The sequence below is a fragment of the Candidatus Njordibacter sp. Uisw_056 genome (genome assembly GCF_047730085.1).
Classification (GTDB): domain Bacteria; phylum Pseudomonadota; class Gammaproteobacteria; order Pseudomonadales; family Balneatricaceae; genus Njordibacter.
The window spans coordinates 1,665,287-1,679,492 of record NZ_CP159830.1 but is presented as its reverse complement, the minus strand read 5'-3'; the positions used below and the strand labels follow the sequence as shown (position 1 = coordinate 1,679,492).

Here is a 14,206-nt window from a genome sequence, read left to right as displayed (position 1 = left end):
ATGGATAAAAAAACGAGCCTTACCAGCGTTTCTGCAGCGCGGCAACAAATCATGTCATCTGCAAGGTGTATGCTAACTGCGCAAAGCGTGCCTTTGTTTCATGCCCGCGGACGTGTGTTGAGTGAGCCAGTGGTTTCTTTGGTAAACGTGCCTCCTGCGGACAACAGTGCCATGGACGGCTATGCCATGCGAGTAGAGGACTTAAACTTAGACATTATTCCTGTGAGTCAGCGCATAGCCGCAGGGCAAGTGCCACATACCTTAAAAGCGCAAACCTGTGCCCGAGTGTTTACTGGTGCTGAAGTGCCAGAAAATACAGAGCTTGTTGTTATTCAGGAAGATATTGAGATTGTAGACGGCGGTGTACGAATACGATCAAGTGCTTTAGAACAAGGCCAAAAATGGGGTCAATTCATTCGCCCCTCAGGCCAAGATGTGGTGGAAGGGCAGCTAGTGTGTGAAGCTGGCGTTAAGTTAGAAGCCAGACATTTAGGTGTGTTGGCATCCATGGGGGTAGAGCATGTAAACGTCTATCGACCATTAAAAGTGGCTATTGCGTCTACTGGAAGTGAGCTGGTGAACCCCGGCCAAGCGTTAAAGCCAGGCCAGATTTATAATTCCAATCGGTTCTTGTTGGCAGGTTTAGTAGATCAGCTGGGCATGGAATTAGTCGACATGGGCATTATTACAGATGAGCAGTCAACGACAGAGACAGCTCTTGCTTTGGCAGCAGATTCCGCCGATATCATTATTACTAGTGGCGGTGTTTCTGAGGGTGAGGAAGACCATGTCAAAGCTGCAGTAACAACCTTGGGCCAATTGGATGTTTGGAAATTAGCCATTAAACCTGGTAAACCGCTGGCTTTTGGAAGCGTAAAACAAACACCGTTTTTTGGTTTGCCTGGCAATCCGGCTAGTGTTCTAGTGACTTTTATGGTGATGGCACGGCCTTTTTTATTAGCTCTTCAAGGCTGCACTAACACCAATGGCCACAGCCTTAGTGCACATTTAGTTAACCCACCTAAAAAGCCAAGTATAAGGCAAGAATACCTGCGTGTTCGTTTGGTTCCTAGCGCACAAGCAGGCCTAACCCTAGAAGCCATGACTAATCAAAATTCTGGGGTGCTTACTACGGCAATGAAGGGCGATGGATTAGCGGTAGTTAAAGCCAACACTTGTGGTGATGAAGCGCAGGATGTAGAGTTTTTGCCTTATGCTAGTTACGGTGTTTGATTAAACCCACTCGTCACCTCAATGATAAGTCTTTTTAACTAAGCAGCCTAGTCGTTAGTAGTAAAGCTAAGCAGTTCAACACCAAAAGTTAGAGTGGGTTGTGCCATCAGGTCTTTTGGTAATGACACCCACATTAGCTCAGTAAGGTTTGCTCCAAGGCCCTCTTCGGTGACTGATATGATTGCAATATCTTTACACAAATGGCTTGAGAATCAGGGGCTTTTTGCCTATAATGCCGTCCTCGCAATCGATCGATTGTGATCGTTATGGTAGCCCTATTGGTCCCCACGCAACGATAAACCGTAAACCTGGTCAGGCCTGGAAGGGAGCAGCCACAGCGGTGGATTCGTGTGCCGAGGTGTGGCTGATAGGGGTACCACCATTTCCTTGATTTATATAGATATTTAGCTGATTTTAGACGCTTATCAAAGCAAGGGGACCACATGGTGGAACACATGGCTAATCCTTCAGCTTACATTCAGTCCTCAAGACATCACGTTTATTACTTTCGCATTCGTGTACCTTTGCATCTTCAAGCTCAGCTTAAGCGGACTTACATCCGCCGTTCGTTGCAAACAAAATGCAGACGACAAGCAGGTATGAGGTGTGCTGAATTACTTCAGCAGGCTGATGAACTGTTTGACTGTGCAGATTCAAAAGTGGCAGATGTGGGCAAAATTCAGTGGGGCTATGAGAAGGTTGATAAAGCCTCAGGAGCAGCCTTGTCACTAAGTGCTGAAGAACCAAGCCGAGCTAAAAAAGCACCTTAAGCCATAGCGCAGTGGTTAGGCCATTAAGATTTTAAATTGTATCTTAGCGGAGCACTAAAAAATAATGTGTTTTAATTCTTACATACGGCTTGGTAAATAGATGCGTAATTAGCCGATGCGGTTGAGTAAAAAATGGCTTTTGTTTCGTTTCCTTGTTTCCACTGGACATCTGCGAGATAAAGAAAGGTTCCTATTGCTTTATAAATTTCCTGACAAGTTTCTTTTGGGTAATTGTTTGCATTTGTTGCTGCAAAAGCGGTGTTAGTTATTAACAGGCCAATCATTAAAAACCTCATGAATTTCATATTATCCTCCTTAAAAAAATTAAACTGATCACTCACTTAAAAAGTGTGAGCCCTAAAAAACACCTTTAAGCCTGAAGAATATGGTTTCAGGGAAAATTTTTCAACAGTTAAAACTAAATGTAGGCCAGCAAGTTTGAGTAGAGAAGTTAAAAGTTGTCGCTTAGACTCAGTCTTTAAATCAATGATCTACCTACCCTAGGCGAACCTATTATACATAACGACAATCCCTAGATACGCCTTTGTATGCTGTATACTTAGGCTATTATCTAACAGAGGAAGTTTCGATGCAGCTACAAAAATCATTAATCACTTTAGCCTTTTCAGTATTATTGACTAGTGGGGTAGCTGTTGCTTCTGCTACTGGTTTTGATATGGGGCTCAGGGCATTTGCCGCAGGTGACTTTAAAGCGGCTTTAGCGCAGTGGATTCCTTTGGCTGAGCAGGGCCATGTTATTGCGCAAAATAATGTAGGGGTAATGTACGCTAAAGGCAATGGCGTAATAGAGAATGATAACACTGCTGTGGTATGGCTTACTTTGGCTGCTGAGCAAGGCTTTGCCGAGGCTCAGTACGAACTCGGTGGCATGTACGCCAGAGGTGAAGGGGTCTCATCTGACACAAAGACTGCGCTAAAGTTGCTTACCTTGGCTGCTGAACAGGGGTTTGCTGAGGCTCAGGCGAGTGTGGGGCTTATGTACTATAGTGGCAACGGAGTGCTTTCAGACAATATTCGAGCTTATGCCTGGTTCGACTTGGCTGCACATAATGGGGACGAGATAGCCCAAGGCCTTAAAAAAAATATCATCAAGGAAATGAGTGCTGGTGACATCAGTAAAGCACAAGACATGTCCAGCCGTTGCTTGAAGAGTGGTTATACGCAGTGCTTTTAGAAGGTTAGGTTTTGATGATGTTTTTTGGTCCAAGGCTTAGCATTAAATTGTGCTTAACATCGTGTGATTTAAGAGATATTAAGATGGTTCAAAAGACTTTCATCGCCCGAGTATTTTTAAGCTACCCTAACATTATTTGTCATTAGTGTGGTGTCAGCTGTTAAGATTGTGCTTCCTAAATAAGCAATGAGTATTTATTATTTCTTTTATTAATAAATGCTTATTCTGATGTGACCTGAGAACCATTGGAAAATGACAACCATTAACCAAAATAACCATAAAATGGGGGCAATTTACCTAATTGGTCAAATTGTTATGTCATTGTTTTTAGTCAGTATCGTAAAGGTGCTTCAGCCAGAATTTTCTGTCTTTTTAATCTTGTTTTTTCGTTATTTATTTTGTCTTCCGCTATTAATTGCGTTGGCCATTTATACTAGGGGCTCTAAATTCCTTAGTATTACTAATACACGTGGGCTTGCATTAAGAACTATTTTTGGTGTTTTAGGGCTCACGATGTGGTTTTTATCTGTCATAAACCTTGATATTAGTTTAGCCACAGCCTTGTCGCAAACTATGCCAATTTTTATCACAGGCCTGTCAGTTATCATTGCTGGGGAAGTAGTGGGTTTAAAACGTCTAGTATCGGTTTTGGTGGGTTTTTTTGGGGTTTTGGTTCTTATATTTCCCCTAACACCAGCGCTTAATTTATGGGGTGTTTTATACGCGCTGCTTGGCGCCTTTTTTTCAGCGCTTATGTTTGTCTATTTGCGTGTGCTTGGAAGAACAGACCCGGCGGTTTCAACGGCTATTTGGTATAATGTTACCGGTGTTATTCTTGCTGGGTTATTAGCTTACATTCTAAATGACTTTGAACCTTTGGTCGGCCTTTCAACCCCCGATTCTCTTTATCTTTTGATAGTCTTAGGTGTTTTAGCAAGTTTTCAGCAGTTTTTTCTTGCTCAGAGCCATATGTATGCTCAGGCTTCTATGCTTGCGCCTTTACACTTTCTTTCTATTCCTCTTGGAATAGTCATAGGTATTGTGTTTTTTGACGAGGTGATTACCTTTAAATTCTTATTGGGTTCGGCAATAATTGTAGCCTCAACCTACTATATGTTGATGCGTGAGCAGGCTAACCAATAACCTGTTTTAACATGCATTTTGTTTAAATGAACATTTGGGTCGTTACTATGCAGGTATGGAAAGGTTACGCATGTTGATACCCTACACCAAAGCACAACTCACTGATCTGATGTTACACCCGGAAGCCTAGAGTGTTTTCGCCCTGCCTGTGCAGAAACTATTACTCCCCATGGTTAGCCACAACTGAGATCCCAATCCCCTCGCACTTTTAACAATCAGTGTTTTTTTAGTACCCTTTTATGGATTAGTCAGTCTGATAAAGGTTTATACGTGGCCATATGCCAACCACTTAATGTTAGGAGTAGCAGGTAATCTGTTGTTTTAGTTTTGGGTGGTTGGCAGCTGCGCTGGGTGTCAGTTGATTAGATTCGCAGGGGAGTTGGTAGCTTTAATTACCCGTGGCTCCTATAATAGGATTCTTCAGTTTATTTTTTTATTGAGCGAGTGCACGCTGCATGGCATATCAGGTTCTAGCCCGTAAATGGCGGCCCCAAAATTTCCACACCATGGTGGGTCAAGAACATGTCTTACGTGCCTTGGTTCATGCCTTAGACGAACAGCGCTTGCACCATGCTTATTTGTTTGCTGGTACCCGCGGTGTTGGCAAAACAACCATTGCTAGAATATTGGCGCGATGCCTTAATTGCGAAGAAGGTGTTAGCTCTAACCCCTGTGGCGTATGTTCTAGCTGTGTTGAAATTACTGAAGGCCGGTTTGTTGATTTAATCGAGGTAGACGCAGCATCACGTACCAAGGTAGAAGATACCCGGGAACTCCTCGATAACGTGCAGTACGCGCCTACAAGAGGTCGTTTTAAGGTTTACCTAATAGACGAAGTGCATATGCTCTCTACCAGCAGTTTTAATGCATTACTTAAAACTCTTGAAGAGCCCCCGCCTCACGTAAAATTTCTTTTAGCCACTACCGATCCGCAAAAACTACCCATTACTGTGCTTTCTAGGTGTTTGCAGTTTAACCTAAAAAATATGCCAGCCGAGCAGGTGGCAGGGCATTTACGCAACGTTCTTACTAGCGAAGCCATCCCCTTTGCAGAAGCCTCATTGTGGCAGCTTGGCCGCGCAGCTAAAGGCAGTATGCGTGATGCTTTGAGCCTTACAGACCAAGCTATCGCTTTTTGTGGTGGAGACTTAACCGAATCTTCTGTTAACCAAATGTTGGGCAGTATCGATCAGGGTAAAGTGGTTGCCATTGTTAGCCAATTACAGCAGGGTAACGCTTCTGAGCTACTGAAACTTATTGCAGAACTGTCTGAGCAGGGTCAGGACTTTACTGTGGCCCTAGAAGATTTACTTAGTTTGTTGCATCAAGTGGCCATTTGCCAAGTGTTGCCAGATGCGCCTGTTTCGGTGCAGTTTGACAAATCTAAGGTGCTAGATTTAGCCCAAAATATAAGCCCTGCAGATGTGCAGCTATTTTACCAAATGGGTATTATGGCTCGTAAAGACTTAGAAGCAGCGCCAGATTTGCAAGCTGGGTTCGAAATGGCTTTGCTGCGTATGCTTGCCTTTAGACCGCAGCAACATGCTGGTCAAATAAACACTATGGTAGCCCAGTCTAAGCCCCACGGGTTAGAATCGCCAGTCGTAATGCAGCCAGAACCAGCACTTGCCCCTGAATCTGACCCTGAACCCGAACCCGAACCTGATCAAGTGCCCAAAGAAGTGCAAAAGTCTAAGGATATAGCTGCCCCTACAGTTGACTCGCCGCCATGGGAAGACGAGCCTGAGTATCAACAACAGCCTGCATCAGAACTGCTGCCTGTGGAGCAACACGCCACGTTAATGCCAGTGCAAGAGGCACCAGTTGTGAAAGATGTATTAGCCGTGCAGGATACATCAGCGGTGCAAGACCCGCCTGTAATGTCAGCAGAGCTGATCCTAGACAAACCACAAACCGATTGGACCTTAGCCGATTTAAGCGAAAATAACTGGACGCAGGTGTTTAACGACCTTAATGTATCTGGCATGACCCACGGTATTGCAGCCAATATGGTATTTAATCAGCGACAAGGGACACACCTACAATTTACCTTGGATCAGGGTCAAAGCAGCATGTTAAACGCAGCTCACCAAGGCCGCATTCGCCAAGCCCTGGAAGACATGTTTGGTTGTGAGTTGAAGTTGACCATCGACATTGGCCAAACTGAAATTGAAACTCCATTTGCTAGCCGCCAAAGGCGGGAAATGCAACATCAAGAACACGCTATTTTGTCACTGCAAGAAGACCCTAATGTAGCCAGTTTAACCACGGCTTTTAATGGTCAGTTAGACATTAACAGTGTTTTACCTGTTAACCCGATTAAAAATTAGACTAATTATCGAGAAATAAATATGTTAAAAGGCGGCATGGGCAACATCATGAAACAAGCCCAAAAAATGCAGGAACAAATGCAACAGGCGCAGGCAGACTTAGCCAAAGCGGAGTTTATTGGTGTCGCTGGGGCAGGCTTGGTGCAAGTGGTAATGACAGGCCGACACGACGTAAAACGTGTAGAATTAGATGATTCTTTGTTGTCTGAAGACAAAGAAATGTTAGAAGACTTGTTGGCTGCTGCGGTTAACGATGCAGTGCGTAAAGTAGAGCAGGCAAGCCAGAGCAACATGTCTGATATGACCGCTGGTATGGGTATGCCTGCCGGTTTTAAAATGCCATTTTAATTAATTGAGCTCAAACTATAGGTTTAATGTTCATGTCTTTTAGTCCCCTCATTGATGATCTTATTGAGTCTCTGCGATGCTTGCCTGGTGTTGGCCGTAAGTCGGCCCAGCGCATGGCACTGCACATACTAGAACGTAACCGTGAAGGCGGGGCGGTACTCGCGCAAAGTTTGAACCTGGCGCTTGACCAAGTGGGCCGCTGTGAGCAGTGCAGAACCCACAGCGAAACGCCTGTATGCCGTATGTGCCGTCAGCCAGAGCGTGACCCTGCTACGCTATGTATTGTGGAAACACCTGCTGATGTGTTGGCCATAGAACAAGGGGCAGGTTTTAAGGGGTTATATTTTGTATTGATGGGTCATTTGTCGCCAATGGATGGCATAGGGCCTAATGAACTTGGACTGGACGCGTTAATTTCCCGTCTTAGTGATGACCATATCACTGAAGTAATTGTTGCCACTAATCCCACCATAGAGGGCGACGCTACAGCCCATTTTATTCACCAATTAATTCGTCAGCAGCTAGGCACCCAAGCTATTAATGTTACACGTATAGCTCATGGAGTCCCCATTGGTGGGGAACTAGAATATGTCGATGGCGGCACATTGGCTCACGCCTTTGCTGGCCGTAAGAGTTACACCTAACTATGTCCGCTAATTACCAATATATCGATACCAATGAAGGCCTTCAACTGGCTTGCCAAACCCTTATTCAGGCCCCTGCCATAGCAGTAGATACAGAGTTTGTGAGGGTTGATACTTTCTACCCTATCCCAGGCCTTGTGCAACTTGCTGCCGCTGGAGAAACCTTTCTAGTCGATCCTCTAACTATTGACGATTGGCAGCCACTGCAAACATTATTGACAGATCCAGACACCCTTAAGGTGATGCATGCCTGTAGTGAAGACCTAGAGTTATTTCAGCATTGGTTGGAATTGCGCCCTACACCCATGGCAGACACTCAAATAGCTGCTGCTTTTGTAGATATGGGTTTGTCCCCTGGCTATCAAAGCTTAGTTCTAGATTTGTTAGGCGAGACGGTAGATAAGGGTGAAACCCGTTCCGATTGGCTACAACGCCCATTGCGAGATTCCCAATGCCATTATGCGGCAATGGATGTGGCTCACCTGATGCAGTGTTATGACATTTTAGCGCAACGCTTAAAAGACAAAGGTGTTTGGCAATGGTTTTCGCAAGACATGCAGCGCTTGGCACAAGCTAAACAACCTATCGCCCCAGAGATGGCGTATACGCAAATGAAAAATGCATGGCGCTTGCAGGGTAAATCTGTAGGCCGTCTTCGTGCCCTAGCTGCCTGGCGAGAAGGCGTGGCACGCAGTGAGAACAGGCCTAAAAATTTTGTTGTCAAAGACACTAGTCTTATTGAAATGGCGCGCACGAACCCCGCTGATCTAAATGAAATTGGTCAGTGCCAAGATATGCGGCCCAGCAGTTTAAGGCGCTATGGAAAACAATGGCTATCTATTATGGCGGCATCATCAGAAGTGCTGCCAGGCGTTCAACAGCCTTTGTCTAAGAATGAAAATAGAGATTACAAGCGCTTGCATAAAGTGGTGACAGATCAAGCTGAAAATGCCGCCGTACAAGTACAATTAATGGGCCGTAAAAAAGAGTTATTAGAATTATTTGAAGGCTTACGCAAAAAACAACCATTTAGCTTACCTAATAATTGGAAAGGCTGGAGAGAAGAGTTTCTTGCTGAAGCTATTGCCAGCGAGTATAACTTGATCCAAGAGGCACTATGATTAACAAAAAACGTATTATTTGCTCCATTTATCGAAGCAAAAAGAAAGATGAAATGTACCTATACGTTGATAAAACTAAAGCATTAACCCAAGTGCCAGAGGCCTTATTGGCTATGTTTGGCATCCCTGAGCATCGTATGGATATGTTGCTCACAGCGGGTAGAAAATTAGCCAAAGCCAATGCCGAAGATATATTGTCGGACATTGATGAAAAGGGCTACTATCTACAAATGCCCCCAGTGCGTGAACCATACATGTTAGACCTGTATAAAGCGCCAGTTAACCCTACCTATTAATCACTATTGGTAAGCTAAACTTTATGAAAGATTCAACACAAAATGGGTTTTGGAAAACAACGACACCGAAAGAGATGACCAGCCAGCAATGGGAATCCCTTTGTGATGGCTGTGGACGCTGTTGTTTACAAAAATTAATTGATGATGATGTGCCATTGATGTACCACACCAGCATTGCGTGTCGATACTTAGATCTTAAGTCGTGCAAGTGCAGCGTGTATGAAACACGCCAAGATAAAGTGTCTGATTGCACCTTAGTGACGCCCGATGATGTGGCAGATTACAACTGGTTGCCAGAAACTTGTGGTTATAGGCGTGTATCTGCAGGAAAAGATTTGCCAGATTGGCATCCGCTTGTTACCGGTGACCCAAAGTCTACTGTAAAAGCGGGCATGACAGTACGCAAATGGGCCATCTCAGAAGCCAAAGTGCCGGAGACTCGTTGGGGCGAACACATCATTGAAATTCAACAACTTGGTGAGTAAAAACGCCCACTATGGCTTAGTGCAGTGTGGTTAGATTGTGTTAAGGTAAGTGAGTTAAGAAATAATAATTGGGTTTTGAATCAATGTTCAAGTTTCATGCTTTACGCGGTATAAGTACGATGCTTTTCATCATCGTTATGTCTGTCAGTCAGGCAGTAATGAGCCAGCCCCTATCCAATCAAATGGACATCCGTGTGTTGATTGACGTGTCTGGCAGTATGAAGCAGACAGACCCAAATAATTTACGTATTCCAGCCTTACAGGTGCTCACGCAGTTACTACCCATAGGCAGTAAGGCTGGCGTTTGGCAGTTTGCAAATACCCCTAAAGTTATTGTTCCTCACGGTGAGGTAAATACGCAATGGCAGCAGAAAGCGTCTATTGCAGCCCAGCAAATTTCCTCAATTGGCCAGTTCACTGATATTGGAGCTGCCCTTAAGTCAGCGTCATTTAATGCTCAAGATCAATCACAAGATCGCCAGTTACATATTATTTTATTAACTGATGGCATGGTTGATGTGAGTAAAGATGATGCTCAGAATCAACGTGCACGGTCGGCATTGTTAAAACCTATATTACAGCAATACATTAATGTAGGTGCCCGTGTTCACACCATAGGCTTATCTCATAAGGCCGACAAAGCTACCCTTAGTGCCATTGCCCAAGGTACAGATGGGCTGTTTGAGGTGGCTATTAATGCGGATCAATTATTAGATATATTTTTAAGGGCGTTGGACAACACAGTAGTCACTCAACAAGTACCTGTTAAGCGTTCAGAACAATCGTTCTTAGTGCAGCCAGGCATTGAATCCATGACCATTATGGTGGAAAAAAATGGTGACGAGAACATCAAGCTTAAAGATGGTAATCAACGTATTTTTGGCAAACAACAAACACTCATTAACCAGCAATGGCAATCCTCAGCGACACATGATGTGATTAGAATTCAAAAGCCTGTACCTGGTAAGTGGGTATTGATTAGTGATACAGCTACTTTGAAACGCATTAATGTAGTTGGTCAGCTACAAATTTTGCTGCAACAAAGTCATCAAAATATAAAGGTAGGACAGCGTAGCTATATTGACGTTCAACTGGCCGACGAAAAAGGTAAGCTATTATCTGCAGAACAACTTCAAGGTTTTAAACTTGAAGTGACTATGGATAATGACAAGCAACAAGTGTTTCAGCGCCAGCAAGTGTTTTTAGCTGATGTAAAAACCCGTATGCATTTACCAGTGCTGAATGAGCCTGGGCTTTATAACCTAACGATCTCTGTGGTGAATGGTCAGTTTATTCGTACTATAAATCGTAGCCTCAGAGTGCACCCCCTTATCGCTATATCTGCAGCAGATGGCACAGGTGATGCCCAGCAAAACACCATGACCATGCCAGTGGCAAAAGAAGTGGCTGTCATCGTGGGCCAGTCGGCTAATTTAATCAGCCAGTCTGAAGCTATGGTAGTAAGCAAAGAGACTGCTTCACCCGCATTGCAGGCGCTTATGGTAGAGCAGTTGGCCAGTGACTCAGCTGAAGTAGAAATATTAGCTGCAGTGGCTAAAGAGCTAAATACCACTGCAAGCCAAATGAGTGAACAGGCCACGAATGAGCAGACCGCGAATGAACAGGTGCCCACTGAAGAGTCAGTAACAACTGAATTAGCAGATTTAATAGCCGAGCCAGAGACGGCCACAAGTCAAATTGCTGACTTAGTTAAAAAGTTAAAAGACAAGATTATTAGTCAGGGTACGACCACCCAAAACGCAGCCAATGCAGTGGCAAAAGCAAGTGGTAATAACGCCCAAGCTAGTGAAGCAGAAGGAGGCCTGTCGGATCAGTTGCGCTGGCTTGTTGTGGGTGGGGCAGTTGTTGTGCTGTTACTTTTGTTGGTTATATTACGAAGAACTTCAAAACCCTCTGCAAACAACTCAAAAAAACATGATCAAACGTAATGGTTTGTAACATAATAGTTATTAACTTTTATCAGTAAATTAGGTTTGGAGCCCACCTTATGTGCGAACTTTTAGGCATGAGCGCCAATGTGCCTACGGATATCTGTTTTAGCTTTACTGGGCTTATGCAGCGGGGTGGTGCGAGCGGCCCTCATCGGGATGGTTGGGGTATTACATTTTATGTTGGCAAAGGCTGTCGTTCCTTTCATGACCCACAACCGAGTTCCAACTCTGAAGTCGCACGACTAGTTCAGCGTCATTCTATGAAGTCTCACATTGTTATTAGCCACATACGTCAAGCCAATGTGGGCAACACATGCTTAGAGAATACTCATCCTTTTCAAAGAGAGCTTTGGGGGCAGCACTGGACTTTTGCTCATAATGGGCAGCTAACTGATACATCTAGTTTGTGTTTAAGCCACTACTTACCTGTGGGAGATACCGATAGTGAGCATGTGTTCTGTTGGTTGTTAGGGGAGCTTCGTACAGCGTTTCCTAAGCCACCGTTAGATGCGTCTATAGTGCGCTATTTCTTGCAGCAACGTTGTCAGTTTTTAAAGACCCTAGGGGTGTTTAATATGCTGCTTTCAGATGGTGAGCACCTTTATTGTTTTTGCGCCACTAAGTTAAGTTGGATTACTCGCAAAGCACCATTTGGCCAAGCCTGCCTAAGCGATGCTGATGTCAATGTAGACTTCGGTCAAGAGACCACACCCAATGATGTTGTTTCTGTTGTGGCTACAGAGCCGTTAACAGACAACGAAACTTGGCATACCCTTCACCCCGGCGACATGCTGGTGCTCCACAAGGGTGTTGCCTTAAGTTAGTTTTTACTTTATTTTTTACGGGAGACTTAGTGAACGTTTAATTAAACTAAAAATGACTTGAAGGTTTTGCTGGTTTTCAAACGTATGTTTGATTAGCATAGGCATACATACATATAACAATAATTAAGAAGGCTCATTATGACTCAAATAGACGGTGTAGAATTAGGCCATTATCAATCTGTAGCTGATGTTTTTTTAGAAGCCTGTGATAAACATGCACAAAAGCCCGCCTATAGCTGCATGGGGCAAACTTTGTCATTTGAAGATGTTGAGCGTTTAACCGCTAACTTCGCCTCCTATTTGCAAAACCACACAGACCTTGAGGTTGGCGACCGTATAGCTATCCAACTGCCTAACGTGTTGCAGTTTCCTATTGCCATATTCGGTGCCATGCGCGCTGGCATGGTGGTGGTGAATACCAACCCACTTTACACTGCAAGAGAGATGGAGCACCAGTTTAATGACTCGGGTGCCAAGGCCTTACTCATTCTTGCCAACATGGCGCATCTTGCTGAACAAGTAGTGCCAAAAACCAGCATCAAACATGTCATAGTGACCGAATTGGCAGACATGCATCCGTTTGCAAAGCGTTTATTAATTAATACTGTGGTTAAGCGGGTTAAAAAAATGGTGCCGGCCTATTCGTTGCCGCAGGCCCTAAGTTTTCGCGGCGCCTTGGCACTTGGTGCTAAAAAAGCTCCAACAGCGGTTGCTTTAAGTCTAGACGATACGGCCGTATTACAATACACCGGGGGCACCACAGGGGTTTCTAAGGGCGCCCAGTTACTCCAAAAAAATCTTGTGTCTAACATGATGCAGGTGCGTGAACTGATTGTGAACATTTTGGACACTGACACAGAAGTAGTGATAGCGCCATTACCCCTGTACCACATCTATGCCTTTACGGTGAGTTTAGTTATGTCAGATATGGGCCATGAACTTGTACTGATTCCTAACCCCCGTGATATTCCAGGTTTTGTTAAAGAGCTAAGTAGACACAAGTTCACCTCCTTTATTGGTCTTAATACTTTATTTGTGGCTTTGTGTAATAACAAAGACTTTACTGAACTCGATTTTTCTCATCTAAAACATACTCTTTCTGGTGGCATGGCGCTAACAGAAGCCGCAGCAGCGACGTGGAAAAAAGTAACTGCCTGTGAAGTACAAGAAGCCTATGGGCTTACAGAAACCTCACCTGCAGTTTCATTTAATCCATACCATGACATTCGCTTAGGCACCATTGGTAAAGCCCTGCCGGGCACTCAAGTGAAAGTGATTAGCGCAGATGGCAGTGATTTAGGGTTTAATCAAGAAGGTGAGCTTTGTGTCAAAGGCCCTCAGGTTATGGCGGGGTATTGGCAGCTTCCCGAGGCCACTGCAGCGGTTTTGGGAGCCGATGGTTGGTTAAAAACAGGTGATGTTGCGATTTTGGCAGAAGACGGTTTTATTCGCTTAGTTGACCGGATAAAAGACATGATCAATGTGTCTGGTTTTAATGTGTACCCCAATGAAATTGATGACATTGCCAGCCAACATCCAGGCATTTTAGAATGTGCTGCGGTAGGTATTCCCAATGAGGTCAGTGGTGAAACAGTGAAGTTGTTTGTGGTTAAGTTGGACCCTAACCTAACAGAAGCTGATGTGTTGGCGCATTGTCGTGAAAACTTAACAGGCTATAAAGTACCCAAGGAAATTGAGTTTAAAAACGAATTACCCAAAACAAACGTGGGTAAGATTTTGCGTCGGGCGTTAAGAGACTAGTTTAATGAGTGGTTTGTGGTTTGCCTTAGTCTTCTAGTGGCTAGCCGCAGACCACAGGCCTATACCATGCTAAACTTCGCGCTTTAAAACCATCCTCTTGTTAT

The 14,206-nt window shown here is 44.3% G+C and carries 14 protein-coding genes and 1 other RNA gene; 14 read left to right on the top strand and 1 reads right to left on the bottom strand.

Annotated features, from left to right (window positions below; all coding sequences use genetic code 11):
* From ABXT60_RS08140 to ABXT60_RS08130, 3 genes are all read left to right on the top strand, one after another.
* Positions 1-1,233: a molybdopterin molybdotransferase MoeA gene (locus tag ABXT60_RS08140; protein WP_443629657.1), complete on the top strand. Its 1,233-nt coding sequence runs from the start codon at positions 1-3 to the stop codon at positions 1,231-1,233.
* 276 nt (positions 1,234-1,509) lie between these two features.
* Positions 1,510-1,606, top strand: an RNA gene (ffs, locus tag ABXT60_RS08135) — signal recognition particle sRNA small type.
* 82 nt (positions 1,607-1,688) lie between these two features.
* The gene (locus tag ABXT60_RS08130) at positions 1,689-2,003 is read left to right on the top strand and encodes a DUF6538 domain-containing protein (RefSeq protein ID WP_443629656.1); all 315 of its coding nucleotides are present in this window, start codon (positions 1,689-1,691) and stop codon (positions 2,001-2,003) included.
* A 71-nt stretch (positions 2,004-2,074) separates the two neighbouring features.
* On the opposite strand, the gene ABXT60_RS08125 is transcribed toward ABXT60_RS08130, so the two are convergent.
* A complete protein-coding gene (locus tag ABXT60_RS08125; protein ID WP_443629655.1) occupies positions 2,075-2,308 on the bottom strand; it encodes a hypothetical protein in 234 nt (77 codons plus the stop codon).
* A gap of 284 nt (positions 2,309-2,592) precedes the next feature.
* Between ABXT60_RS08125 and ABXT60_RS08120 the strand changes: the two genes are divergently transcribed.
* The 11 genes from ABXT60_RS08120 (at position 2,593) to ABXT60_RS08070 (ending at position 14,102) form a co-directional block, all read left to right on the top strand.
* The gene (locus tag ABXT60_RS08120) at positions 2,593-3,198 is read left to right on the top strand and encodes a tetratricopeptide repeat protein (RefSeq protein WP_443629654.1); all 606 of its coding nucleotides are present in this window, start codon (positions 2,593-2,595) and stop codon (positions 3,196-3,198) included.
* Between the two features lie 252 nt (positions 3,199-3,450).
* The gene (locus tag ABXT60_RS08115; protein WP_443629653.1) at positions 3,451-4,341 is read left to right on the top strand and encodes a DMT family transporter; all 891 of its coding nucleotides are present in this window, start codon (positions 3,451-3,453) and stop codon (positions 4,339-4,341) included.
* A gap of 455 nt (positions 4,342-4,796) precedes the next feature.
* On the top strand, positions 4,797-6,671 hold the full coding sequence (dnaX, locus tag ABXT60_RS08110; RefSeq protein ID WP_443629652.1) for a DNA polymerase III subunit gamma/tau: 1,875 nt from the start codon (positions 4,797-4,799) through the stop codon (positions 6,669-6,671).
* A 21-nt stretch (positions 6,672-6,692) separates the two neighbouring features.
* Positions 6,693-7,019, top strand: a complete 327-nt coding sequence (locus tag ABXT60_RS08105; RefSeq protein ID WP_443629651.1) for a YbaB/EbfC family nucleoid-associated protein — start codon at positions 6,693-6,695, stop codon at positions 7,017-7,019.
* A 32-nt stretch (positions 7,020-7,051) separates the two neighbouring features.
* Entirely contained in the window at positions 7,052-7,663 is a 612-nt protein-coding gene (gene recR, locus ABXT60_RS08100) for a recombination mediator RecR (RefSeq protein ID WP_443629650.1), read from the top strand.
* A gap of 2 nt (positions 7,664-7,665) precedes the next feature.
* The gene (rnd, locus tag ABXT60_RS08095) at positions 7,666-8,784 is read left to right on the top strand and encodes a ribonuclease D (RefSeq protein WP_443629649.1); all 1,119 of its coding nucleotides are present in this window, start codon (positions 7,666-7,668) and stop codon (positions 8,782-8,784) included.
* Positions 8,781-9,080 (top strand): YcgL domain-containing protein, encoded by a 300-nt coding sequence (locus ABXT60_RS08090; protein ID WP_443629648.1) that lies wholly within the window; start codon positions 8,781-8,783, stop codon positions 9,078-9,080. The genes rnd and ABXT60_RS08090 overlap by 4 nt, the downstream gene beginning before the upstream one ends.
* A gap of 23 nt (positions 9,081-9,103) precedes the next feature.
* On the top strand, positions 9,104-9,565 hold the full coding sequence (locus ABXT60_RS08085; RefSeq protein ID WP_443629647.1) for a YcgN family cysteine cluster protein: 462 nt from the start codon (positions 9,104-9,106) through the stop codon (positions 9,563-9,565).
* An 83-nt stretch (positions 9,566-9,648) separates the two neighbouring features.
* Positions 9,649-11,514, top strand: coding sequence for a VWA domain-containing protein (locus ABXT60_RS08080; protein ID WP_443629646.1), 1,866 nt, complete (start codon positions 9,649-9,651; stop codon positions 11,512-11,514).
* A 59-nt stretch (positions 11,515-11,573) separates the two neighbouring features.
* Positions 11,574-12,341 carry a class II glutamine amidotransferase gene (locus ABXT60_RS08075; protein WP_443629645.1) on the top strand — a complete coding sequence of 256 codons (768 nt, stop codon included), beginning with the start codon at positions 11,574-11,576 and terminating at the stop codon, positions 12,339-12,341.
* Positions 12,342-12,479: 138 nt separating this feature from the next.
* Positions 12,480-14,102: an AMP-binding protein gene (locus ABXT60_RS08070; protein WP_443629644.1), complete on the top strand. Its 1,623-nt coding sequence runs from the start codon at positions 12,480-12,482 to the stop codon at positions 14,100-14,102.
* The last annotated feature ends 104 nt before the right edge of the window (positions 14,103-14,206 follow it).